The sequence below is a fragment of the Streptomyces sp. HD genome (genome assembly GCF_028369295.1).
Classification (GTDB): Bacteria; Actinomycetota; Actinomycetes; order Streptomycetales; family Streptomycetaceae; genus Streptomyces.
The window spans coordinates 40,048-63,005 of sequence record NZ_JAQMYP010000007.1 but is presented as its reverse complement, the minus strand read 5'-3'; the positions used below and the strand labels follow the sequence as shown (position 1 = coordinate 63,005).

Annotated in this window: 21 protein-coding genes; 7 read left to right on the top strand and 14 right to left on the bottom strand. The window is 71.1% G+C overall.

What is annotated here, in order from left to right; translation table 11 throughout:
• Window positions 1-3: 3 nt before the first annotated feature.
• Both POF73_RS09210 and POF73_RS09205 read right to left on the bottom strand, forming a co-directional pair.
• Window positions 4-927, bottom strand: a complete 924-nt coding sequence (locus tag POF73_RS09210; protein WP_272114052.1) for a PfkB family carbohydrate kinase — start codon at window positions 925-927, stop codon at window positions 4-6.
• 201 nt (window positions 928-1,128) lie between these two features.
• Window positions 1,129-2,595 carry an amino acid permease gene (locus POF73_RS09205; RefSeq protein ID WP_272114051.1) on the bottom strand — a complete coding sequence of 489 codons (1,467 nt, stop codon included), beginning with the start codon at window positions 2,593-2,595 and terminating at the stop codon, window positions 1,129-1,131.
• 219 nt (window positions 2,596-2,814) lie between these two features.
• Between POF73_RS09205 and POF73_RS09200 the strand changes: the two genes are divergently transcribed.
• On the top strand, window positions 2,815-3,591 hold the full coding sequence (locus POF73_RS09200; RefSeq protein WP_272114050.1) for a MerR family transcriptional regulator: 777 nt from the start codon (window positions 2,815-2,817) through the stop codon (window positions 3,589-3,591).
• On the opposite strand, the gene POF73_RS09195 is transcribed toward POF73_RS09200, so the two are convergent.
• From POF73_RS09195 to POF73_RS09165, 7 genes are all read right to left on the bottom strand, one after another.
• Complete coding sequence (locus POF73_RS09195) at window positions 3,568-4,293, bottom strand: SDR family NAD(P)-dependent oxidoreductase (RefSeq protein WP_272114049.1); 726 nt, start codon at window positions 4,291-4,293, stop codon at window positions 3,568-3,570. The genes POF73_RS09200 and POF73_RS09195 overlap by 24 nt on opposite strands.
• A gap of 302 nt (window positions 4,294-4,595) precedes the next feature.
• Window positions 4,596-6,224 carry a thiamine pyrophosphate-binding protein gene (locus POF73_RS09190; RefSeq protein ID WP_272114048.1) on the bottom strand — a complete coding sequence of 543 codons (1,629 nt, stop codon included), beginning with the start codon at window positions 6,222-6,224 and terminating at the stop codon, window positions 4,596-4,598.
• A 223-nt stretch (window positions 6,225-6,447) separates the two neighbouring features.
• Complete coding sequence (locus POF73_RS09185) at window positions 6,448-8,625, bottom strand: 3-hydroxyacyl-CoA dehydrogenase NAD-binding domain-containing protein (RefSeq protein WP_272114047.1); 2,178 nt, start codon at window positions 8,623-8,625, stop codon at window positions 6,448-6,450.
• 50 nt (window positions 8,626-8,675) lie between these two features.
• On the bottom strand, window positions 8,676-9,890 hold the full coding sequence (locus tag POF73_RS09180) for an acetyl-CoA C-acetyltransferase (protein ID WP_272114046.1): 1,215 nt from the start codon (window positions 9,888-9,890) through the stop codon (window positions 8,676-8,678).
• 44 nt (window positions 9,891-9,934) lie between these two features.
• Entirely contained in the window at window positions 9,935-11,077 is a 1,143-nt protein-coding gene (locus tag POF73_RS09175) for an acyl-CoA dehydrogenase family protein (protein ID WP_272114045.1), read from the bottom strand.
• The gene (locus tag POF73_RS09170) at window positions 11,074-12,243 is read right to left on the bottom strand and encodes a CaiB/BaiF CoA transferase family protein (protein WP_272114044.1); all 1,170 of its coding nucleotides are present in this window, start codon (window positions 12,241-12,243) and stop codon (window positions 11,074-11,076) included. Before POF73_RS09170 ends, POF73_RS09175 begins: the two co-directional genes overlap by 4 nt.
• A gap of 129 nt (window positions 12,244-12,372) precedes the next feature.
• On the bottom strand, window positions 12,373-12,498 hold the full coding sequence (locus tag POF73_RS09165) for a hypothetical protein (protein WP_334313585.1): 126 nt from the start codon (window positions 12,496-12,498) through the stop codon (window positions 12,373-12,375).
• Between the two features lie 167 nt (window positions 12,499-12,665).
• Here POF73_RS09165 and POF73_RS09160 point away from each other — a divergent pair, with 167 nt between their 5' ends.
• Window positions 12,666-13,844, top strand: coding sequence for a saccharopine dehydrogenase family protein (locus tag POF73_RS09160; protein WP_272114043.1), 1,179 nt, complete (start codon window positions 12,666-12,668; stop codon window positions 13,842-13,844).
• Window positions 13,845-13,916: 72 nt separating this feature from the next.
• Here the strand turns inward: POF73_RS09160 and mmpA are convergent, their stop codons facing one another.
• Window positions 13,917-14,063, bottom strand: coding sequence for a morphogenic membrane protein MmpA (gene mmpA, locus POF73_RS09155; protein WP_164905106.1), 147 nt, complete (start codon window positions 14,061-14,063; stop codon window positions 13,917-13,919).
• 199 nt (window positions 14,064-14,262) lie between these two features.
• Here mmpA and POF73_RS09150 point away from each other — a divergent pair, with 199 nt between their 5' ends.
• A complete protein-coding gene (locus tag POF73_RS09150) occupies window positions 14,263-14,469 on the top strand; it encodes a hypothetical protein (RefSeq protein WP_272114042.1) in 207 nt (68 codons plus the stop codon).
• Here POF73_RS09150 and POF73_RS09145 read toward each other — a convergent pair.
• Entirely contained in the window at window positions 14,466-15,152 is a 687-nt protein-coding gene (locus tag POF73_RS09145) for an endonuclease V (protein ID WP_272114041.1), read from the bottom strand. The genes POF73_RS09150 and POF73_RS09145 overlap by 4 nt on opposite strands.
• A 62-nt stretch (window positions 15,153-15,214) precedes the next feature.
• On the opposite strand from POF73_RS09145, the gene POF73_RS09140 reads away from it, so the two are divergent.
• The gene (locus POF73_RS09140; RefSeq protein WP_272114040.1) at window positions 15,215-15,511 is read left to right on the top strand and encodes a YciI family protein; all 297 of its coding nucleotides are present in this window, start codon (window positions 15,215-15,217) and stop codon (window positions 15,509-15,511) included.
• A 9-nt stretch (window positions 15,512-15,520) separates the two neighbouring features.
• Here the strand turns inward: POF73_RS09140 and POF73_RS09135 are convergent, their stop codons facing one another.
• Together POF73_RS09135 and POF73_RS09130 are read right to left on the bottom strand one after the other, a co-directional pair.
• Entirely contained in the window at window positions 15,521-15,847 is a 327-nt protein-coding gene (locus tag POF73_RS09135) for a plasmid stabilization protein (RefSeq protein ID WP_272114039.1), read from the bottom strand.
• 119 nt (window positions 15,848-15,966) lie between these two features.
• Window positions 15,967-16,992, bottom strand: coding sequence for a WD40/YVTN/BNR-like repeat-containing protein (locus tag POF73_RS09130; protein WP_272114215.1), 1,026 nt, complete (start codon window positions 16,990-16,992; stop codon window positions 15,967-15,969).
• 362 nt (window positions 16,993-17,354) lie between these two features.
• Here POF73_RS09130 and POF73_RS09125 point away from each other — a divergent pair, with 362 nt between their 5' ends.
• Window positions 17,355-17,771 (top strand): SsgA family sporulation/cell division regulator, encoded by a 417-nt coding sequence (locus POF73_RS09125; RefSeq protein WP_272114038.1) that lies wholly within the window; start codon window positions 17,355-17,357, stop codon window positions 17,769-17,771.
• 28 nt (window positions 17,772-17,799) lie between these two features.
• Here POF73_RS09125 and POF73_RS09120 read toward each other — a convergent pair whose 3' ends face one another.
• A complete protein-coding gene (locus POF73_RS09120) occupies window positions 17,800-18,651 on the bottom strand; it encodes an isocitrate lyase/PEP mutase family protein (protein WP_272114037.1) in 852 nt (283 codons plus the stop codon).
• A gap of 400 nt (window positions 18,652-19,051) precedes the next feature.
• Between POF73_RS09120 and POF73_RS09115 the strand changes: the two genes are divergently transcribed.
• A complete protein-coding gene (locus tag POF73_RS09115; RefSeq protein WP_272114036.1) occupies window positions 19,052-20,674 on the top strand; it encodes an ABC-F family ATP-binding cassette domain-containing protein in 1,623 nt (540 codons plus the stop codon).
• A gap of 10 nt (window positions 20,675-20,684) precedes the next feature.
• The gene (locus tag POF73_RS09110) at window positions 20,685-22,952 is read left to right on the top strand and encodes an excinuclease ABC subunit UvrA (RefSeq protein ID WP_272114035.1); all 2,268 of its coding nucleotides are present in this window, start codon (window positions 20,685-20,687) and stop codon (window positions 22,950-22,952) included.
• Window positions 22,953-22,958 lie beyond the last annotated feature (6 nt).

Here is a 22,958-nt window from a genome sequence, read left to right as displayed (position 1 = left end):
GCCCTACGGGTTCGGCGCCGTCACCTCCGACTCGGCCACCCGCACGAGGAGTTCGTCCCGCCCTATCGCGTCCGCCTCCGTCGACGGCACGGTGCACGCGTGGGCGCCGGCGATGGCGCCGTACAGGGCGCTGCGTCGGGGTGTCTCACGGTTGAGCCAGGCGTAGAGGAACGCGGCGGCGAAGGCGTCGCCCGCACCGTTGGAGTCCACCACCGGTGCGGGCGGCGTCGCGGCCGGTATGCGGGTCAGCTCGTCGTCGGCCAGTAGGTACGCGCCCTTCGCGCCCGCCGTGGCCACGACCACCTCGGCCCGGCCCCGATCGGCGATCCGGCGCATCGTCCGCTCGGGGTCGGCCAGGGCGGCGGCGGACAGGAAGACGACGTCCGCCGCGTACGCGAACGGCTCGTGATACGGGTTCTCGCCGTCCCAGTCGTGCAGGTCCGTGGACAGCGTCGCGCCCGACTCGCGCAGCAGCGGCAGGGAATGGGCGCAGGGCTGGGTGATGGTGACGTGCACGTGACGGCTCGCCCCGGCCAGGGCACGCACCGTGGCCTCCGGGAGGCGGTCGTCGGCGTGCCCGCGGCTGGTGTCGTACAGCGACAGCCGTCTGCCGTCGGGGCCGACAAGATTGACGGCACGCTTCGTCCCGGCGGGCTGCGGGACCGCTGTGAACGCGATGCCCTTCTCGCCGTGCAGGGCACGCACCAGATCACCCTCGGGATCGTCGCCCAGCATGTCGAGATGGTGGATCCGCAGTCCCAGCGCGCCCAGTCCCAGCGCCACGAAGTCACCGGTCTGCCCGGCGCGAGTCCGGATCCCACGGTCGATCATGTAGCTGTCGGCATACGGCAACGGCAGTTCCGGCACGTACACGATGGTGTCCACACCCGCACCACCCAGCACGAGCACGTCGATGTCGCGACTCAACTCCGCCTCACCCTCTCACCGTGGGCCCTGCAAATAGTGGGTGCCTGCGGCTCGTACGTGGCTGATCGCGCAGTTCCCCGCGCCCCCTTCGGGGCGACTGCCCCACCGTATGACGACAACTGAACGGTGGCGTCACCCCGGACATGCGTGATCTCCGACATGACGCCACCGTAGAGGCCGCCACTGACAACGGCCTGGGGACTACTCAGTGAGCTCGGCCAGCTCCTGGTCCTCCGTCTTCGCGACCCGGCGGCGGATCGCGTACCAGCCGCCGACCAGCATCAGGGCGATGAGCGGGATCAGCATCAGGGTCTTGCGTCCGACCTCGGGGTCGTTCCACATCATGCCGAGGCAGGCCAGGAGGAAGGCGATCGTGGTGATCTCGGTGACCGGGCTGCCCGGGAGGCGGAAGCCGGGGCGGGTGACCAGGCCCGCCTTGGCGCGGCGGACGAAGATCAGGTGGCAGATCATGATGATCACCCAGGTGGAGATGATGCCGAGCGAGGCCACGTTCAGCACGATCTCGAACGCCTGGCTCGGCATGAGGTAGTTCAGGCCGACGCCGAGGACGCACACCGCGCAGGTGAGCAGGATGCCGCCGTAGGGGACCTGGCTGCGGTTCATGCGGGCGGTGAACTTGGGCGCCGAGCCCGCCATCGCCATGGAGCGGAGGATGCGGCCCGTCGAGTACAGGCCGGAGTTCAGCGAGGACATCGCGGCCGTGAGAACCACCAGGTTCATCACGTCACCCGCCGCCGGAACGCCGATCTTCGACAGGACCGTGACGAAGGGGCTCTGGTCGGCCGAGTACACCGAGCCGGGCAGGAGCAGGGCCAGCAGGACGACCGAGCCGACGTAGAAGAGGCCGACGCGCCACATGATCGAGTTCACCGCGCGCGGGACGACCTTCTCCGGCTCGGCGGTCTCGCCCGCCGCGACACCGACCAGCTCCAGCGCGGCATACGCGAAGATCACGCCCTGCATGACCAGGACGACCGGCATCATGCCGTGCGGGAAGACGCCGCCGTTGTCGGTGATGACGCTCACGCCGGGCGTCGTACCGCCCACCTCGTGCTGCGTGGCCAGCAGGAAGATGCCGACGAACATGAAGGCCACCAGCGTGGCGACCTTGATGATCGCGAACCAGAACTCCATCTCGCCGAAGATCTTCACCGAGATCAGGTTCACGGCCAGCACGACCGCCAGCGCGATCAGGGCCAGCACCCACTGCGGGATGTCGGTGAACATGCTCCAGTAGTGCGTGTAGAGCGCGATCGCGGTGATGTCGGCGATACCGGTCGTCGACCAGTTCAGGAAGTACATCCAGCCGGCGACATAGGCGCCCTTCTCACCGAGGAACTCGCGCGCGTACGACACGAAGGAACCGGACGAGGGGCGGTAGAGGACGAGCTCACCGAGGGCCCTCACCACGAAGAAGGCGAAGATGCCGCAGACCAGGTATGCGATGGCCAGCGCGGGGCCGGCGTTGTGGAGGCGTCCGCCGGCGCCCAGGAAGAGGCCGGTGCCGATGGCCCCGCCGATGGCGATCATGTTGACGTGGCGGGCCTTGAGGTCCTTGCTGTAACCGGCGTCGCCCGCATCCGCGGGCACCTGGGCCGCGTCGGTGCGGGATGCGGCCACTGCCGTGTTCACGGCGTCCTTGCTCACGGGGGTACCACTCTCTGGTGCGCCCGAGCGGGTCACGCTCGGGTGTCCGGACGTACGTATGGTCTGCGCCTTCCGTAAAGGCACAGACCAAGGGGCCACCTTCCCCCGGACAGCCCGGCTCACGCGGTGGCGTATGTCACAGAGCGTTACATCTCACACGGTGGTCCCGTCGGGCCCGGCGGGTGTCACAGCACTGGTGAGACAGCGATACTGCTGCACATGACGACCGGCACCGAGGAACCGACCCTCACGATCGACGAGCTGGCCGCGCGGGCGGGGATGACGGTCCGCACGGTGCGGTTCTACGGCACCAAGGGGCTGCTGCCGCCTCCGGTGATCGGTCCGCGCAGAGTCGGGCACTACGGGCGCGACCATCTGGCCCGTCTCGCGCTCATCGAGGAGCTTCAGCAGCAGGGCATGACGCTGGCTGCCATCGAGCGGTACGTCCAGCAGCTGCCGCCCGACCTGGACGCCCATGACCTCGCCGTGCACCGGGCCGTCGTGGCCTCCTGGGCGCCGGATGCCGTGGAGACGGTGACGCGGGCGGAGCTGGAGCGACGGGCTGGGCGGGCGCTCGGTGACGACGACGTGGAGCGGCTGGCGGCCATGGGCGTGATCGAGGCCGGCGACGACGACTACCGCGTCGACCTCGGACTGCTGCGGCTCGGCGTCGGACTGCTGGACGTACCCCTGTCGCACGAGGCGATCCTCGCGGCACGCAACGTCCTCATCGAGCACTCGCGTGCCGCCGCGCACGAACTGTCGCAGCTGTTCCGCGACGAGGTGTCCGAGCGTGCCGCGCAGGACGTGAAGTCGCTCTCCGCGTACATGCAACCCCTGGTGGTCCAGGCCCTGCTGACTACGTTTCAGCGGTCCCTGCGGCAGGATCTGCGGGAGTGGCTGGGCGGTATGCCCGAGTCATCGGAGCCATCCGAGCCATTGCAGCCGTCCGAACCATTGGAGTCATCGGAGTCAGATGAAGGCGGACCCTCCTGACACGTTCAGGGTCTGCCCGGTCAGGAATCCGCTCCCCTCGTCGACCACGTACAGCAGTGTCGACACCAGGTCGGCGGGCTCCTGGGTCCGGCGTACGGCCTGCTGCTCACGGACGTACTCGAAGCCGCCGTCCGCACCCACCGTGCGCTCGGCGGTCGCGGTGCGGACCATGCTCGGCGCGATCGCGTTGACGGTGATGCCGTACGGCGCGAGGGCGGTGGCGAGCGAGCGGGTGAAGCCGATCAGGCCCATCTTCGAGGCGACGTACGCAACCATGGTGGGCGGCGCGGTCAGCACGGCCGACGAGGCGATGTTGACGACACGGCCCCAGCCGGCCGCCTTCAGATACGGCAGCGCCGCCCGGGTCACCAGGAACGGCGCCTCCAGGTTGACGCGCATGATCCGGCGCCACTCCTCGACCGATGTCTCCTCGAAGGACTTATGCGGATACACGCCCGCGTTGTTGACGATGACGTGCAGCGTGCCGAACCGGTCGATGACGCGCTCCAGCCCCTGGCGGACCTGGGTCTCGTCGGTGACGTCGGCCGTCAGCTCCACATAGTCGAGGATCTTCGCGGCGGTCTGCGGCTGTGCGACGAGGTCGAGACCGGCGACCCGGTATCCGCGCCCGGCGAGCGCGACGGCGAACTCCTGCCCGAGGCCCTGTGCCGCTCCGGTCACCAGGGCGGTACGCGTCTCCATGGGGCGAGTGTGATGACCCGTCAGCCCTCGGGCAAGAGCGCATTCCACTCGCCGAAACGCCGCCCCGCCGCACCGGCCCGACGCCGCGGGACGACACCGACGGCGCAGGCCGTGCGTACGGGAGCCGTGCGCCTCACTTGTGCGTGAACAAGTTGGCGGGATACGGCAGTTGAGGCCACGCCGGCTCATCCGTGACGAGCTCGGTGTGCCGCTGGTGCTGGGTCTGCTGGTCGCCGCAGGCCGCTGTGAGTCCCCGGCACGCGTGCGTGCATGTGCCCTCGCCACGCGCACGCGTGTCGTCGTCACGAGCGCAGCGGTACGTCGACGAGCAGCGGGCCCGTCAACTCCCCTGCCCCGGCGACCAGTTCACGTAGGTGGGTCGCGCTCTGTGCGCGGACCGCGTCGATCCCGAAGAACGTCGCGGCCCGGGTGAAGTCCAGTGGTCCGAGGTCGGTGCCGGGGCAGACGCCCTTGCCGCCCATCGACTCATAGGTCTCCTGGACGGTGCGGTAGGCGCCGTTGCTCATCACCACGAACAGCACGGGTGCGGCCTGCCGTGCCGCGCTCCACAGGCCCTGCAGGCCGAACAGGCTGGAGCCGTCGCCGAGGACCGCGACGACCGGCCGACCGGGTTCGGCGAGGGCCCGGCCGACGGCGGCACCGATGCCCCAGCCGAGGCCGCCGCCGACGGTGTGCGTGTAGCTGCCGGGGCGGTCCAGGCGGACCAGGCGGCGCAGTAACAGGCCGACGGTGATGGCCTCTTCGACGACCACGGCGTCGGACGGCAGCCCGCGGGCCACGGCGTGGGCGGCGGCCCAGGGGGCGAGCGGGGCGCGGGAGTAGGCGGCGCGGGCCGCGGACTCGGTGCGGTCGCGCTCGGCGCAGTGCCGTTCGCCGGCGTGCAGCACCCGGTCCTTGGCGGTGCGGTCGGTGACGCGGTCGCGGAGCAGCTCGGCGAGACGGTGCAGGGAGGGGGCGAGGGAGCCGACGAGTCCGGCGTCGACGGGGAAGTTGCGGCCGATCTCGTCCGGGTCGGAGTCGAGTTGTACGACGGTGAGGCCGGGCGGCAGGGCGGAGCCGGGGGTGTACTGGTGCGGGGTGAAGGCGTGGGCGCCGGCGATCAGCACGGCGTCGTGGGCGGCGAGCGCGGCGCGGATGGCGTCGTGGCGCGGTGGCAGCATCCCGGCGTGCAGGGGGTGCGTGGTCGGGAAGTTCAGGCAGTCGGCCATGGGTTGGTGATGGACGGTCGCGCCGCAGGCCTCCGCCACTCCGACCAGTGCGCCGAGGGCGTCCTCGCGGCCTATGCCGTCGCCGGCGACGATCGCGGGGCGGGCGGCGTCGCCGAGCAGCAGGGCGGCGCGTTCCAGGCCGGGGGCCGGCCCTGGTGCGGGGGCGCGGGTGCGGGCCGGGACCTCGATCTCGGTGTCCTCGGTGAGCAGGTCCGTGGGGACGGAGAGGAACACGGGCCCGGCGGGCGGCCGTACGGCGAGCGCGAAGGCGCGGCGCAGGGCGAGCGGGAGGTCGTGGGCGTGCTGGATGTCGTACACCGCCTTCACGGCGGGGGTGGCCAGGCCTGTCACGTCGCCCGAGAGCATCGGGTCCTGCTGGAGGTGCCGGCGGTCCTGCTGGCCCGCCATGACGACCAGGGGGGTGCGGGAGCGGCGGGCGTTGAGCAGGCCGATCAGGCCGTTGGCGAGGCCGGCGGCGATGTGCAGGCTCACGAACGCCGGGCGGCCGGTGCCGCGGGCGTATCCGTCGGCCATGGCGACCACGGCGCCCTCGTGGACGCCGAGGACGTACTCGGGGGCGTCGTCGGCCTCCGACAGCGCGGCCAGGAAGGGCAGTTCGGTGGTGCCGGGGTTGCCGAAGACGCGGTCCACGCCCTCGCCGCGCAGGATGTCCAGCAGGGCGAGGGCGGGACGGTATCCCATGGGGGGCTCCTCGTGGGGCGGGGACCGTGGGGACGGGGATCGGGTGAACGGTTCGCCCGATCAGCGTCCAGGTCCCCGCCCCCGAGGGGCAAGACCGCCGTGTCGCTGAACGACACAGGTGAGCGACGTGACTTGGCACGACTGAGCGACGTGACTTGGCGGCACGACTGAGCGACGCGAGCCGGCGACACGGCTGAGTGACATGTGGGTCGCGTCGCCGTGGTCAGCGCGCGTCGGTGAAGGTCTCCCCCTTCTCCGCCTTCTCCACCAACAGCGCCGGCGGGGTGAACCGCTCCCCGTAGCGCTCGGCCAGCTCACGCGCGCGTGCCACGAAGCCGGCGACACCGCCGTCGTAGCCGTTGATGTACTGGAGCACGCCGCCCGTCCAACCGGGGAAGCCGATGCCGAAGATGGAGCCGATGTTGGCGTCGGCGACCGACGTCAGGACGCCCTCCTCCAGGAGCCGGACCGTGTCAAGGGCCTCGGAGAACAGCATCCGTTCCTGCATGTCCTCGAAGGGGATCTGCGCGCCCTCGCGGGTGAAGTGCTCGCGCAGTCCCGGCCACAGGCCGGCCCGCTTGCCGTCCTCGCCGTACTCGTAGAAGCCGGCGCCGCCGCTGCGGCCGGTACGGTCGAACTCGTCGACCATGCGGTCGATGACGGCCTCGGCGGGGTGGGTGACCCAGGTGCCGCCCGCCTCCTCGACCGCCCGCTTCGACTCGGCCCGGATCTTGCGCGGGAGTGTCAGGGTCAGCTCGTCCATCAGGGACAGCACCTTGGCCGGGTAGCCCGCCTGCGCCGCCGCCTGCTCGACCGACGCGGGCTCGATACCCTCGCCGACCATCGCCACGCCCTCGTTGATGAAGTGGCCGATGACCCGGGAGGTGAAGAAGCCGCGCGAGTCGTTGACGACGATGGGCGTCTTGCTGATCTGCCGGACCAGGTCGAACGCCCGGGCCAGGGCCTCGTCCCCGGTCCGCTCGCCCTTGATGATCTCGACGAGCGGCATCTTGTCGACGGGCGAGAAGAAGTGCAGTCCGATGAAGTCGGCCTGGCGCTCCACGCCCTCGGCGAGGGCGGTGATCGGCAGCGTCGAGGTGTTGGAGCACAGCAGCGCGTCCGGCGCCACGATGTGCTCGATCTCCTGGAAGACCTTGTGCTTGAGTTCGGTGTTCTCGAAGACGGCCTCGATGACCGCGTCGCAGCCCGCCACGTCCTGCGGGTCGCTTGTGGGCGTGATCCGGGCGAGCAGCGCGTCGGCCTTCTCCTGCGTCGTACGGCCCCGGGAGACCGCCTTGGCACACAGCTTCTCCGAGTAGCCCTTGCCCTTGGCCGCGGCTTCGGCCGACACGTCCTTCAGGACCACCTCGATACCGGCGCGGGCGCATGAGTAGGCGATGCCCGCGCCCATCATCCCGGCGCCGAGCACGGCCACCTTGCGGACCCCCCGCGCATCGACGCCCTTGGGGCGGTTGGCGCCGGAGTTGACGGCCTGGAGGTCGAAGAAGAACGCCTGGATCATGTTCTTGGAGGTCTGGCCCGACGCCAGTTCCACGAAGTAGCGCGCCTCGATGAGCTGTGCCGTCTCGAAGTCGACCTGGGCGCCCTCGACGGCGGCCGCGAGGATGTTGCGCGGGGCCGGGTAGGGGGCGCCGCCTGTCTGCTTGCGCAGGTTGGCCGGGAAGGCGGGCAGGTTCGCCGCGAACTTGGGGTTGGCGGGCGTGCCGCCGGGGATCCGGTAGCCCGGCCTGTCCCAGGGCTGCTGCGACTCGGGGTTGGCCTCGATGAAGGCGCGGGCCTTGGCGAGCAGTTCGTCCTGGGTGGCGGCGACGTCGTCGACCAGGCCGTTGTGCAGGGCGCGCTGCGGGTTGTACTGGGTGCCCTGGAGGAGGACCTTCAGCAGGGCGTCGGCGATGCCGAGGAGGCGGACGGTGCGGACGACGCCGCCTCCGCCGGGCAGCAGGCCGAGGGTGACCTCGGGGCAGCCGATCTTGGAGCCGGGCGCGTCGAGGGCGATGCGGTGGTGGCAGGCGAGCGCGATCTCGTAACCGCCGCCGAGGGCCGCGCCGTTCATCGCGGCGACGACCGGCTTGCCCAGCGTCTCGATGCGGCGCAGGTTGCGCTTGATGGCCATGCCGCCGTCCAGCAGATCCTGCGCGGTCTCGGGGGTGACCCGGATCAGGTCGCGCAGGTCGCCGCCGGCGAAGAACGTCTTCTTGGCGGAGGTGATGATGACACCGCGGATGGTGTCCTTCTCGGCCTCCAGACGGTCCGTGATCACGGCGAGGGAGTCGCGGAACGCCTGGTTCATGGTGTTCGCGGACTGGTTGGGGTCGTCCAGGACGAGGGTGACGACGCCGGTGCGGTCCTGTTCCCAGCGGATGGTGGTGCTCTGAGTCATGACGAGGGTCTCCGTAGCAGTCTCTGAAGTCTCTTGGTTCCGCCGGGGTTTCAGATGCGCTCGACGACGGTGGCGATGCCCATGCCGCCGCCGACACAGAGAGTCGCGAGGCCGTAGCGCTTGTCCTGGCGCTCCAGTTCGTCCACGAGCGAGCCGAGGATCATCGCGCCGGTCGCGCCGAGGGGGTGGCCGAGGGCGATCGCGCCGCCGTTGACGTTGACCTTGTCCAGGGACAGGCCCATGTCCCGCACGAAGCGCAGGACGACCGCCGCGAACGCCTCGTTGATCTCGACGAGGTCGATGTCGTCGATGGTCAGCCCGGCCTTGGCGAGCGCCTTGCGGGTGGCGGGCGCGGGGCCGGTGAGCATGATGGTGGGCTCGGAGCCGGAGACGGCGGCGGAGACGATCCGCGCGCGGGGCGTGAGGCCGTAGCGCTCGCCGACCTCCTTGGAGCCGATGGCGACCAGGGAGGCACCGTCCACGATGCCGGAGGAGTTGCCCGCGTGGTGGACGTGGTCGATCTTCTCGACCCAGTGGTACTTCTGCAGCGCGACGGCGTCGAAGCCGCCCAGGTCGCCGATGTCCGCGAAGGACGGCTTGAGCTTGCCGAGGGAGTCGGCGGTGGTGCCGGGCCGCATGTGCTCGTCGTGGTCGAGGACGACCAGGCCGCTGCGGTCCTTGACCGGGACGACGGAGCGGTCGAAGCGGCCCTCCTTCCAGGCGGTCGCCGCCCGCTCCTGCGAGAGCGCCGCGTACTCGTCGACGTCGCGGCGGGAGAAGCCCTCGATGGTGGCGATGAGGTCGGCGCCGATGCCCTGCGGCACGAAGTTGACGGCGAGGTTGGTCATCGGGTCGTTGAACCAGGCGCCGCCGTCCGAGGCCATCGGCACCCGGGACATGGACTCGACGCCGCCCGCGAGGACGAGGTCCTCCCAGCCGGAGCGCACCTTGGCGGCGGCCATGTTGACGGCCTCCAGGCCCGAGGCACAGAAGCGGTTCTCCTGCACGCCGGCGACCGTGTCCGGCAGCCCGGCGGCGACGGCGGCGATGCGCGCGATGTCGGAGCCCTGGTCGCCGACGGGGCCGACGACTCCGAGCACGATGTCGTCGATGGCCGCCGGGTCCAGGCCGGGGAAGCGGTCGCGGAGCTCGTGGATGAGGCCCACGACCAGGTCGATGGGCTTGGTGCCGTGCAGGGCGCCGTTCGCCTTGCCGCGGCCGCGCGGGGTGCGGATCGCGTCGTACACGTACGCTTCGGTGCTCACAAGCAAGCCTTTCAGGGGTGAGGGTCAGCCGAGCAGAAGAGCTTCTAGCCGAGCAGGGAACGGCCGATGATCTCCTTCATGATCTCGGTCGTTCCGCCGTAGATGGTCTGGATACGGCCGTCGGTGAACGCACGCGCGACCGGGTATTCGCTCATGTAGCCGTAGCCGCCGTGCAGTTGCAGACAGCGGTCGGCGACCCGCTTCTGGAGCTCGGTCGCCCACCACTTGGCCATCGAGGCGTGGACGGCGTCGAGCTCCCCGTTCGAGTGATCCTCGATGCAGCGGTCGAGGAAGGCGCGGGTGACGGCGCACTCGGTGGCCATCTCGGCCACCTCGAAGCGGATGTGCTGCTTGGTGGCCAGCGGCCGGCCGAAGGCCTCGCGCTCCTTGACGTACGCGGTGGTGATCTCCAGCAGGTGTTCGGCGGCGGCGATCGCGGAGACGGCGATGCTCAGACGTTCCTGCGCGAGGTTCGTCATCAGGTGGACGAAGGCGCCGTCGCGCTCGCCGAGGAGGTTCTCCTTGGGCACCCGCACGTCGTGGAAGAACAGCTCGGCCGTGTCCTGCGCCTTCTGGCCGATCTTGTCAAGGTTGCGACCGCGCTCGAAGCCGTCCATGCCGCGCTCGACGACGAGCAGCGACAGTCCGCGCGCGCCGCCCTCGGGGGTGGTCCTCGCGACGACGATCACCAGGTCGGCGAGGATGCCGTTGGAGATGAACGTCTTGGCGCCGTTCAGCAGCCAGTGGTCGCCGTGGTCCTCGGCGTGGGTGCGGATGCCCTGGAGATCGGAGCCGGCACCGGGCTCGGTCATGGCGATGGCCGTGATCAGCGTGCCGTCGCAGAAGCCGGGCAGCCAGCGGCGCTTCTGCTCGTCGGTGGCGAGCGAGGTGAGGTACGGGCCGATGATGTCGTTGTGCAGCCCGAGCGCGAGGCCCGGGGCACCCGCGCACGTGAACTCCTCCGCCAGGACGGCGCTGTAGCGGAAGTCGTCGGTGCCGCCGCCTCCGTACTCCTCGGGCACGGCGAAGCCGAGCAGGCCCTGCTTGCCGGCCGCGCGCCAGGCGTCGCGGGAGACGATGCCGTCCTTCTCCCACTGCTCGTAGTACGGCAGCACCTCCCTGGCCAGGAAGCTGCGCACGGTCGCGCGGAACGCGTCGTGTTCGGGGGCGAAGATCTGCCGCTTCATGCGAGGCCCTTCGGTGCGGGGCCGTCCGTTTCGGGGCCCGTCATGAGGTCGGGTACGTCCCAGTCGCGGGCCACCTGCGCGGTGTCGGCGCCGGGCTGCGCGGGGCCGGTGCGTACGGCGGTGGGGGTGGCGGAGAAGCGGGGCGCGGGGGCGGGCTGGGTGATGCCGCCGTGGTCGGTGAAGGTGCCGCGGGCGGCGAGGTGCGGGTGGTGCGGGGCTTCGCGCAGGGACAGGACGGGGGCGACACAGGCGTCGGAGCCCTCGAAGACGGCCGTCCACTCGTCCCTCGTACGGGACTTGAAGCGGGCCGTGACCGCCTCGCGCAGTTCGCCCCAGCGGGCCCAGTCCTTGCGGGCGGACGCGAACTGCGTGATGCCGAGCAGCTCCAGGAACTCGTCGTAGAACTGGGGCTCCAGGGCGCCGACCGCCATGTGCTTGCCGTCGGCGGTCTCGTACGTCCCGTAGTACGGGCAGCCGCCGTCCAGCAGGTTGGCGCCGCGCCGGTCCTGCCAGCCGCCGGCGGCGAGCATGCCGTGGATCATCGCGGCGAGGTGGGAGGTGCCGTCGACGATGGCGGCGTCCACGACCTGGCCGGTGCCGGTCGCGCGCGCGTGGTGGAGGGCGGCGAGGACGCCGACGACGAGGTAGAGGGAGCCGCCCGCGTAGTCGCCGACGAGGTTGGCCGGGACGGCCGGCGGTGCGTCGGGGTCGCCGATCATGCCGAGGGTGCCGGTGAGCGCGATGTACGCGATGTCGTGGCCGGCGCGGTGGGCGAGCGGCCCCTCCTGGCCCCAGCCGGTCATCCGGCCGTAGACCAGCTCGGGGTTGCGGGCGTGGCAGTCCTCGGGGCCGACGCCGAGGCGCTCGGCGACGCCGGGGCGGTTGCCCTCGATGAGGATGTCGGCTCGGGCGGCCAGGTCGAGCACGCGCGCGGGGCCCTCGGGAGCCTTGAGGTCGATGATCACCGAGCGCTTGTTGCGGTTGGTGATGTCGTACTCGGTGTTGATGGCGAGTCCAGTGCCGCCGGGCCGGTCCACGCGGACGACGTCGGCGCCCAGGTCGGCGAGGAGCATGGCGGCGAACGGACCGGGCCCGATACCGGCCAGCTCGACCACGCGCACGCCGGTGAGCGGGCCGTGCCCGGGCGGCGTCGTTGCCGTTGTCATCCAGCCCCCATCGGTGTGACACAACTGATGTAACACCAGTGATGCTAAGAATGTGCTGCAGCGGATACAAGAGCAAGCGCTTAGGAAGTTACCCGCCGGGAGGCGGTCTGCGAACCGGCGCCGACGGAATCAGGGCGCGTCCAGCTCCGCTGTCAGCCGCTTGGGCGCGATCGTGCGGTGGGCCGACTCGCCCCTGAGCTTCACGGTGACGCCCAGCGGATGGCTGCCGTCGTCGACGCCAAGGAAGACGAACACCTTCCCGTCGACCTTCGCGACTGCTCACCCCAAGGGCTGTATCGGGGCATTCCCGGGCACGGCCACCGCGTACCTCCGGCTACCTCCGGGCTCGCCGTCGGGCTCCGCACGCGTCACGCTAGCCTCGGCCACCGACAACGGCGCGTGCTCCGAGACCGAGGGGTGTCATGACCAGCCTGAACAGGGCGAATCGCCCGTACGACATCGTGCTCTTCGGGGCGACCGGCTTCGTCGGGACGCTCACCGCGGAGTACCTGGCCGCGCACGCGCCCGAGGGGCTGCGCTGGGCGATCGCCGGCCGCGGCAAGGAGAAGCTGGAGCGGCTGCGCGAGTCGCTGCCGGGCGGCGAAGGGATCGGGCTGCTGGAGGCGGACGTCGCCGATCCGGCCTCGATGCGCCGTCTCGCCGAGCACGCGCGCGTGGTGGCCACGACGGTGGGGCCCTATGTGATGTACGGCGAGGATCTCGTCGCCGCCTGCGCGGACACCGGGGCCGACTATCTCGATCTGTCCGGCGAGCCGGAGTTCGTGGACCGGACGTACGTCCTGCACGACGCACGCGCGCGTGAGACGGGCGCTCGGCTGGTGCACGCCTGTGGGTTCGACTCGATCCCGCACGACCTGGGCGCGTACTTCACGGTCCAGCAGCTGCCGGAGGGGGTGCCGCTGGCGGTGGACGGGTACGTGACGGCCGATGCCACCTTCTCGGGCGGTACGTTCGCGTCGGCGCTCAACCAGTTCTCGCGCGGGCGCCAGATGCTGGCCGCCGCGCGTGACCGGGCCCGCCACGAGCCGCGGCTGATGGGGCGCCGGGCACTGGCACCGAAGGGCATGCCCCGGTTCGCCAACGAGGTCGGCGCGTGGGCGGTGCCGCTGCCCACGATCGACCCGCAGATCGTCAAGCGCTCCGCGCGGGCCCTCGACCGCTACGGCCCCGACTTCCGCTACCGCCACTTCGCCGCCGTACGGCATCTGCCCGTCGCGGTCGGCGGGGTCGCTGCGGTGGGCGCGCTCTTCACGGCCGCCCAACTGCCGCCCGCCCGGCGGTGGTTGTCCGACCGGCTCAAGCCCGGCGAGGGGCCGAGTGCCGAAAAGCGCGCCAAGAGCTGGTTCTCGGTCCGCTTCGTCGGTGAGGGCGGTGGCCGCCGAGTCTTCACCGAGGTCGCGGGCGGGGACCCCGGCTACGGCGAGACGGCGAAGATGTTCGCCGAGTCGGCACTCTCCCTGGCCTTCGACGACCTGCCGCCGACGGCCGGGCAGGTCACGACGGCGGTCGCGATGGGCGACGCGTTGATCGAGCGACTGCGTACGGCGGGGATCACCTTCCGGCTTGCCACAAGCCGCTGAACCGATTCTGCGACGGCCGTTCCGCGTGATCATTGCGATCGTGGAGCGGCCTCGCCGCTTGGCCCGGCAGCCCTAGAGCGGCCACCCCGCGATGGTGTAGATCATCCCCACGATCCAGCCGAGCCCGGCCAGCGTGGCGAGAACCAGCGCGGCCGTCACGGCCCGCTCGACGGGGCGGTCGGGGTCGGCGAGGGGCTTCGGGGAGCGGTGCGTCGTCATGCGGCTCAGCCTGCCGACCGGGCCACGCCGCCACATCCGTACTGGTACTCAGGGCCCGTACTCAGATCACGTGCGGGAGGGCCGGACCGGCCGGGTCGCCGTCCTCGGCGGTTTGAGACTTTTCCCGTCGCAAGGGCCGTTCAGCAGTGCCCCTGCCGAGGCAAGTGCCGATTGGCAATTGAATGAAACACTTGAAGGTATGAAGTTCCTTCTCGAAGTCGGCATGGACGACGCAGCGTTGGCGAAGGATCCGGCGGGCGAGCTGGGCCGGATCCTCAGGTACTGGGTCGGCAACCTGGGCCACTACGAGCTCCGGCCCGGCGACGGCTCGGTCATCTACGACTCGGAGTATCGCGAGGTGGGCCGCTGGTCCGTCGAGGACCCCGCTGGAGGCCGAGACGGCTAGGTCGCCTCCCGCAACGCCTTCCGGCAGAGCGCGTCCGCAGTGCGCGTCGTCTCCGGAAGCCGATATTGGGGGGTCAGCGCAAGCACGTGCGCGCAGGCGTTGTCGAGGCTCACCCGGTGGCCGACCGAGACGAAGACCGGTTTGACGGCGTCCCGGGTGCGCAGGGCGCGGCCGACCTCCTCGTCGTCCGCCATGAGCGGGGCGGAGGATCCGCGTGTGGTGGCGGGGTCGGCGTAGGTGAAGGTGAACGGGTTCTTGGCGACGCCGATCGTGGGCAGGCCGGTGAGGACGCCCAGGTGGCCGGCGAGGCCGAAGCGGCGGGGGTGGGCGAGTCCGTAGCCGTCGCAGACGACCAGGCCGGGCGGACAGGGCAGGGCGTCGAGGGCGGCCAGCACCGTGGGAATCTCGCGGAAGGCCAGCAGCCCGGGCACGTACGGGAAGGAGACCTGCCCGACGGCCGTGGCCTCGGCGACGACGTCCAGGGTCGCCCCGTCGAGGACGACCGCCGCGGCCGCCACCACGTCGCGTTCGTCGTCGTAGGCCACGTCCACGCCCGTCACGTGCCCGGTGCCGGGCGGCGGACCCGGCTCGTCGAGCACCACTCGCTCGCGCAGCTCGTCCTGCACGGCGCGGGCCTCTTCCTCGGTCGCGGGCCAGCCCGCGGGAATGCGTACGGTCGTCATGGTGGGCATGAGCGTACGGGGGCGCGGACGGGCGCCGACGGCCCAGGGGTAGGCTCGCGATCATGTTCGTGCTGGAGCTGACCTACACCGCCCCCATCGAGGACGTCGACGCCGTGCTGGAGGCCCATGTGGCGTGGCTCGACGAGCTGTACGAGAAGGGGGTCTTTCTCGCGTCCGGGCGCAAGAACCCCCGCGACGGTGGGGTGATTCTGGCCGTCGCGGAGGATCGGGCCCGGATCGAGGAGATCGCCGCCACCGATCCGTTCGTCGGCGCCGGGGTATGCGCGTACCGCATCACCGAGTTCGTCGCCACGAAGACGGCGCCGGCGCTGGAGCGGTATCGCGAGACGCTCGGCTGAGGGGCCTCGTCACTTGCCGCCCAGCGCCTGCTTCAGCTGGCTCTTGTTCATGTCCGAACGGCCATGGATGTTGCGGCGTTTGGCCTCCTCGTAGAGCTGGTCGTAGGTGGGGCCCTGGGAGCCCTTGCCCGACCGTTGGCCGCCCCGCCTGCCGGAGGACATGTCCTGGGTGGACGTACGGCTGGCGGTCTTCGACTCGCCCGAGCGGGCGCGCTCCTTGTTCACCGTCCGCGCCGCGATCTCCTCGGCGCGCGAGGCGCTCTCACCCCGGTCCTGGGCGCTCTGCTTGATGTGCTCGTACTGACGTTCACGCTTGGCGCTCGAACCGCGTGGCATGTCGGGTCACTCCTCTCGCAGTCCGCGTCCGAGTACCCGCATTCCGGCGTCGGGCCCCTCACCCCGACGCACTCCGGCGTCGAGCTCCGCGCCGCGTTCCGCCGTCGAGCACTCCGCCCTCAGCCCTCCAGCCGCGCGACCCGGCCCTTCTCCCCCGCCGCCCAGCACCCCAGGTCGGGCGTGCAGTCCACCGTGTCGTACGAACCGCTGTCGACCGTCCGCCAAGTGCGCCCGCCATCGGTCGTCAGGTCGGTCCCGGTGGGGCCGACCGCGAGGGCGGCGGTGCGGCTGTACGGGAGCCAGGCGAGACCGGAGCGGTAGGCGGGCGGCGGCGTGGCGGCGGGCCGCCAGTCCCGCCCGGCGTCGGCCGTGCGTGCCGCGGCCTGCGGCGAGGCCTGGTCCGGGCGGTAGTCCCCGCCGACCGCGAGGCCATGCGCGCGGTCCCGGAAGGCGAGGGCGAAGACACCGCGGGCCGGGTCGCCCGCCGGGATCGGGCTGTCGGCGGCCGTCCAGGTCAACCCTCGGTCGCCGGAGTGCAGCACACGCGCGCGTGCCGCCCCGCCGGTGGCCAGCCAGACGTCCTTCGGGCCGGAACCGACCAGGCACTGCCCGCTCGCCGCGAAGCCGGCCTCGCCCTCCAGCGCGGCGGGCATCCCCTCGCTGGGCAGCACCTTCCAGGAACGGCCGCCGTCACTGGTCGACAGGATGCGGAACCGGCCGTCGACCGGGTCGCTCATCGCCAGGCCGTGGCGGCGGTCGAGGAAGGTCATGCAGTCGTAGAAGGCCTTCGCGTCGGTGTTGCGGAAGGACTCGGTCCAGGTCGCCCCGCCGTCGTCCGTGCGGTACACACGAGACGCCTCGCCCTCGCCGATCGCCAGCACCACGGCCCGCCGCGCGTCGAACGCCTCGACGTCCCGGAACTGCAGCTCACCGGCGCCCGGCGGTGAGACGTTCCGCCAGCTCGCGCCGCCGTCGGTGGTGCGCAGCACGGTGCCCTGGGTTCCGGCCAGCCACGCGGTGTTCCGGCTGACCGCCGCCAGCCCCCGGAACCGCACCTCGGGCGTGCCGCTGTCCTTGAGTTCCCAGTGCGGCCCCCGGCGCTCCGCCTCGTGCGCCTGCGCGGGTACGGCCGTCAGCGCGGCCATCGCCGCCCCGCACGCCACCCCCGCGGCCACTGTCCGAAACGTACGCCCCAACCGTCGCGTGCTCCCCGAACGCCTCATGGCGGGCGAAGCTAGCCGACTGCCACGGTGGCGTCCAGATGGCCACGCCCATCGCGGGAAGGCCACGGGAAGAGCACGGGCATGCACGGATGACCACCGGGACAACAGGCGATGACACAGGCCTTTCCCGGCACAGGAGGGCGAATCCCTCACTCCCGTGCATGAAGGCGGTGACGCAGGTCACTCGACATTCGTGTGCACGGATTGGCTGATTCTGTCGTCTCTACCAGTGCCCGGTCTCGTCCGCCCGGATGTTCGTCCAGCCGTCACAAGGGAGCAAGGCGTTGTCCACCGTCATCGAGCAGCCTGTCGAGGCCCGTCTCGTCGCCGCCGCGCCGCGGATGCCGAGCATTCCCGCGACCCTTCACTACGACCGGCGCGACCCGTTCGCCGTCCGCATGACCTTCCCGGCCCCGGCCACGCTGGAGGGCGTGGAGGTCTGCTGGACCTTCAGCCGCGAGCTGCTGCTTGCCGGCCTGGAGGGTCCCGAGGGTCATGGCGACGTCCGGGTGCGGCCGTACGGCTTCGACCGCACCGTCCTGGAGTTCCACGCCCCCGAGGGCACCGCGGTCATCCACATCCGCAGCAACGAGGTCCGGCGCTTCCTGCAGTCCACGAGCGACCTGGTCCCGCTCGGCCTGGAGCACCTCCAGCTCGACCTGGACCGCGACCTCGCGGAGCTGATGCGGGACGCCTGCTGAGACGTCCCGCCGGCCGGGCACGGCCCGGCTAACGCTCCTGTCCCAGCAGGGAATTGAGCTCGCCGTAGTCGAGCCCGCCCGCCAACGTCTCGTACGTCCCGGCGTCGAGGAGCTCCCGCGCGGCGCGCCGGACGAGAGCGTGGGCGGCCTCGGCGATCGCCGAGCCGGCGCTGACGCGGGCCACCCCGAGCGCGGCCAGTTCGGCGACGGGCGGTGCGCCGGGTCCGGCCAGCACATTCAGCGGCGCGTCGATCCCGTCGACGAGCAGCTTCACGGTTCCCGGGTCGACGGCCCCGGGGACGAAGATCCCGTCGGCGCCCGCGGCCAAAAAGGCGGCCGCCCGCTCCACCGTGGCGTCCACTCCCCCGACGCCCCGCAGGAAGGTGTCGATGCGGGCGTTCACGAACAGCGGCACCCCCTGATCGTCTGCTGCCTCGCGGGCCGCGTTGATCCGCTCGGCCTGTTCGGACACGGAACGAAGCGGGCCTGCGCCGCCCTCGTACAGGGCGTCCTCGATGTTCACCCCCACCGCGCCCAGCCCCAGCACCGCCCGGATCGTCTCGGCGACGCCCGCCGGATCCTGCGCGTAGCCGCTCTCGATGTCCGCGGTGACGGGCACGTCCACGGCGGCCACGATGCGCGCGACCGCCTCCAGGGCCCGGTCGCGGTCCAGTCGGTCGCCGTCGGCGGCACCGAGGGTCCAGGCCAGCCCCGCGCTGGTGGTGGCCACGGCGGCGGCCCCGGCGTCCTCGACGATGCGGGCGCCGGCGGCGTCCCAGACGTTCGGCAGAACGAGTGGGGTGCCCGGGACGTGCAGGGAACGGAAGGCGCGAGCGCGGTCGCGCAGGGTCCCGGCATGCTGGTCGGTGTCCTTGGTCATGCGTTTCAGCCAACCACCCGCGCACGGGCGGGAGCTGGCAGGAATCCGACATGAACGTGAGGCGTGAGCGGGCCTGCGATCACGGACTCCGATCACACGCCTCCGGCTGCGCGCCTGCGAACTACCTGCCTCCGATTAATTGCGTTGACACCCTCCCCGCCCTCTCCTACGGTGTACAGCGGTCCTGTTGCCGTCGATTGGAGAAGGACGTTGCTCGTCTGAGGTCCTGAGACACCGCGTCACACCTGAGGTGTGCGCCGCGTGCGACCTCGGCGTTCGAGCCGTCCTCCGGAGCAGGGCTTTTCTCATACCCCTCCTCTCCGAGGCCTCTCCCGTTGGTCGCCGGTGTCTCGATACGCGTTTGCCCCTGATCGATTTCGAGCAACCGCGGAGGCGCCTTATGCCTAGTTCCATCACCTGTACCTCCCTTTCCTTCACCTGGTCCGACGGCACCCCCGTCTTCGAGGACCTGGACGCCGCGTTCGGTCCCGGCAGGACCGGGCTCGTCGGCGTCAACGGGTCGGGAAAATCAACCCTGTTGAAGCTCATCGCCGGTGAGCTGACCCCGGCCGACGGCGACGTGCGCGTCGCGGGCGAGGTCGGCTATCTCCCGCAGAACGTCACGCTCGACACCGCACTGAAGGTCGACGTGGCCCTCGGCATCGCCGCGCAGCGGGCCGCGCTGCACGCCATCGAGGCGGGCGACGTGGCCGAGGAGCACTTCGAGACCGTCGGCGACGACTGGGACGTGGAGGAGCGCGCCCTCGCCACCCTCGGTGAACTCGGGCTCGGCCACGTCGAGTTGGACCGCACGATCGGCGAGGTGTCGGGCGGTGAGTCGGTACTGCTGCGGCTGGCCGCACTGCTGCTGCGCCGACCCGACGTCCTGCTCCTCGACGAGCCCACCAACAACCTCGACCTGTACGCACGCAGGCGGCTGTACTCGGCCGTCGAGTCCTGGCCCGGGGTGATGGTGGTGGTCAGCCATGACCGTGAACTCCTGGACCTGGTCGACCAGATCGCCGATCTGCGCTCCGGGGAGATCACCCGGTACGGCGGCAACTACTCGGCGTACGAGGAAGCCCTCGCCACCGAGCAGGAGGCGGCCGAGCGCATGGTGCGGGTCGCCGAGGCAGACCTGAAGAAGCAGAAGCGCGAACTGGTGGACGCCCAGGTCAAGTTGGCCCGCCGCAAGCGGTACGGCCAGAAGATGTGGGACCAGAAGCGCGAGCCGAAGATCGTCATGGGTGCGCGCAAGCGCGCGGCGCAGGAGTCCGCGGGCAAGCACCGGATCATGCACGAGGAGAAGCTCGCCGATGCCAAGGACCGGCTCGACGAGGCGGTGGAGGCCGTGCGGGACGACGACGAGATCCGCGTCGACCTGCCGTACACGGCCGTACCGCCGGGCCGTGGCGTGCTCACGCTGCGCGACCTGGAGCTGGTGTACGGCGCGCGGGTGGCCGGTCTCGATCTGCACGGTCCGGAGCGGATCGCGCTGATCGGGCGCAACGGCTCGGGCAAGACGACGCTGCTGCGGACGATCGCCGGCGAACTGGCGCCGGTGGCGGGCGAGGCGACGGCGCACGTCCCGCTGCGTTTCCTGCCGCAGCGGCTGGACGTCCTCGACGACGAGCTGTCGGTCGCCGAGAACGTGGCCCGGTTCGCGCCGGGTGCCACCAACAACCGGATCCGGGCACGCCTGGCCCGCTTCCTGTTCCGGGGCGCCCGCGCCGACCAGAAGGCGGCGACGCTCTCCGGCGGCGAACGCTTCCGTGCGGCTCTGGCCGCGCTGATGCTGGCGGAGCCCGCGCCGCAGCTGCTGATGCTGGACGAGCCGACGAACAACCTGGACATGGCGAGCGTGCGGCAGCTCACCTCGGCCCTGGAGTCGTACGAGGGGGCGCTGATCGTGGCCAGTCACGATCTGCCGTTCCTGGAGTCGATCGGCATCACGCGCTGGCTGATGGTGGAGGAGGGAGAACTGAAAGAAATCACGCCAGAAGCTGTCGGGTATTCCGCCTAGCTTCGGAAGCATGCCCGATTTCACGCCCCAGTTCATCACCATCACCGGAGCGAGCGAGAACAACCTCAAGGACGTCACCCTCCGTATCCCGAAAGGCCGGCTGACCGTGTTCACCGGCGTTTCGGGATCGGGGAAGTCGTCCATCGTCTTCGACACGATCGCGGTGGAGTCGCAGCGCCAGCTGAACGAGACCTTCACCTGGTTCGTCCGCAACCGGCTGCCCAAGTACGAGCGCCCGCACGCGGAGGCACTTCAGGACCTCTCCCCCGCGATCGTCGTCGACCAGCGGCCGATCGGGGGCCACTCCCGGTCCACGGTCGGCACGATGACCGACATCTACTCGGTGATCCGGGTGCTGTTCTCCCGGCACGGCACCCCGAGCGCCGGACCGGCGACCGCGTACTCGTTCAACGACCCCTCCGGCATGTGCCCGGAGTGCGACGGCCTGGGCCGGACGGTACGGCCCGACTGGGACCGCATCCTCGACCCGGGCCGCACCCTCGCCGACGGCGCGGTCCGCTTCCCGCCGTTCGCCGCCGGCACCTGGCAGGGGCAGGCGTACACCAACAGCGCCGACCTGGACCCGCACAAGCCCGTCGGCGACTTCACCGCCGCCGAGCGGGAGTTCCTGATGCGCGGCCGCCCCGGCAGCAAGGTCACCGTCAACGGGTCGGGCGGCACCTGGACCACCGACTACGAGGGCCTCGCCACCCGCTTCGAGCGGCTGTATCTGAAGCGGGACCTGTCGGCGATGAGCCAGAAGACCCGCGACCTGGTGCGCGAGTTCCTGGTGGAGGGCGCCTGCCCGGCCTGCGACGGCGCCCGCCTGAACGCGGCGGCGCTCGCCACCCGCATCAACGGCCTGGGCATCGCCGACTGCACCCGTATGCAGGTCACCGACCTGATCGCGGCACTGAAGGACATCGACGACCCGGTCGCCGGCCCCATCGCCCGGGCCGCCGTCTCCGCCCTCGAACGCATCGACACCATCGGCCTCGGCTACCTCAGCCTCGACCGCGAGACGGCCACCCTCTCCGGCGGCGAGGGGCAGCGCCTGAAGACCGTACGGCACCTGGGCTCCAGCCTCACCGGCATGACGTACATCTTCGACGAACCCAGCGTCGGACTGCACCCGCGCGACGTCGGCCGCCTCGGCGATCTGCTGCTGCGGCTGCGGGACAAGGGCAACACCGTGCTGGTGGTCGAGCACGATCCGGACGTCATCGCGCTCGCCGATCACGTGGTCGACATGGGGCCGGGGGCCGGCGCGGGCGGCGGGCGGGTCGTGTTCGAGGGGACGCCGGGTGAGCTGGCCGGGTCGGACACGGTGACCGGGCGGTGCCTGGGCCGTCGTACCGCGGTCAAGGCGGAGGTACGAACGGCGGGCGGTGGTCTCTGGGTGAAGGGGGCCGACCTGCACAATCTGCGGGACGTGACGGTCGAGTTCCCGACCGGGGTGCTCACGGTGGTGACCGGGGTCGCCGGGTCCGGAAAGAGCACGCTGGTCGCACAGTTCACGGCCGCACACGCCGACGCCGTGGTGGTGGACCAGTCGTCCATCGGGATCTCGGCACGGTCGACCCCGGCGACGTATCTGGGAATCATGGACACCGTCCGGAAGATCTTCGCGCGCGGGACGGGCGCCGAGCCGGGGCTCTTCAGCTTCAACTCCTCCGGCGCGTGCGGCACGTGCGAGGGGCGCGGGATCATCCACACCGACCTGGCCTTCATGGACCCGGTGACCACCACCTGCCACGACTGCGAGGGGCGGCGCTTCAGGGACGAGGTGCTGCGGCTGACGGTCGGCGGGAACTCCATCGCGGACGTACTGGCGATGACGGCCGACCAGGCGCTGGAGTTCCTCCAGGACTCGGGCGTACGGCGACGGCTGCGCGCCCTGCGGGACGTCGGGCTGACGTACCTCACGCTCGGGCAGCCGCTGTCCACGCTCTCCGGTGGTGAGCGGCAGCGGATCAAGCTGGCGACGCGGCTGCACCGCACCGGAGCGGTGTACGTCCTGGACGAGCCGACGACCGGGCTGCACATGTCGGACGTCGACGGCCTGCTCGCGCTGCTGGACCGGCTGGTCGACGCGGGCAACACGGTGGTGGTCGTCGAGCACAACCTGGACGTGGTGGCGCACGCGGACCGGATCATCGACCTGGGGCCGGGCGGCGGCCGGGACGGCGGCCGGGTGATCTTCGAAGGAACCCCACGAGAGCTCCTCAAGGCCCGCGACTCCTTCACCGCGGAGCATCTCAGGAGGGCCACAGCCTGACAACGA

Coding starts and splice junctions, on each gene's coding strand:
- POF73_RS09130 (WP_272114215.1), bottom strand. CDS start 16,992: ATGGCCGCGCTGACGGCCGTACCCGCGCAGGCGCACGAGGCGGAGCGC.
- POF73_RS09185 (WP_272114047.1), bottom strand. CDS start 8,625: ATGACTCAGAGCACCACCATCCGCTGGGAACAGGACCGCACCGGCGTC.
- POF73_RS09115 (WP_272114036.1), top strand. CDS start 19,052: ATGCCTAGTTCCATCACCTGTACCTCCCTTTCCTTCACCTGGTCCGAC.
- POF73_RS09110 (WP_272114035.1), top strand. CDS start 20,685: ATGCCCGATTTCACGCCCCAGTTCATCACCATCACCGGAGCGAGCGAG.
- POF73_RS09135 (WP_272114039.1), bottom strand. CDS start 15,847: ATGCCACGCGGTTCGAGCGCCAAGCGTGAACGTCAGTACGAGCACATC.
- POF73_RS09120 (WP_272114037.1), bottom strand. CDS start 18,651: ATGACCAAGGACACCGACCAGCATGCCGGGACCCTGCGCGACCGCGCT.
- POF73_RS09160 (WP_272114043.1), top strand. CDS start 12,666: ATGACCAGCCTGAACAGGGCGAATCGCCCGTACGACATCGTGCTCTTC.
- POF73_RS09175 (WP_272114045.1), bottom strand. CDS start 11,077: ATGAAGCGGCAGATCTTCGCCCCCGAACACGACGCGTTCCGCGCGACC.
- POF73_RS09170 (WP_272114044.1), bottom strand. CDS start 12,243: ATGACAACGGCAACGACGCCGCCCGGGCACGGCCCGCTCACCGGCGTG.
- mmpA (WP_164905106.1), bottom strand. CDS start 14,063: ATGACGACGCACCGCTCCCCGAAGCCCCTCGCCGACCCCGACCGCCCC.
- POF73_RS09195 (WP_272114049.1), bottom strand. CDS start 4,293: ATGGAGACGCGTACCGCCCTGGTGACCGGAGCGGCACAGGGCCTCGGG.
- POF73_RS09140 (WP_272114040.1), top strand. CDS start 15,215: ATGTTCGTGCTGGAGCTGACCTACACCGCCCCCATCGAGGACGTCGAC.
- POF73_RS09150 (WP_272114042.1), top strand. CDS start 14,263: ATGAAGTTCCTTCTCGAAGTCGGCATGGACGACGCAGCGTTGGCGAAG.
- POF73_RS09190 (WP_272114048.1), bottom strand. CDS start 6,224: ATGGGATACCGTCCCGCCCTCGCCCTGCTGGACATCCTGCGCGGCGAG.
- POF73_RS09200 (WP_272114050.1), top strand. CDS start 2,815: ATGACGACCGGCACCGAGGAACCGACCCTCACGATCGACGAGCTGGCC.
- POF73_RS09145 (WP_272114041.1), bottom strand. CDS start 15,152: ATGACGACCGTACGCATTCCCGCGGGCTGGCCCGCGACCGAGGAAGAG.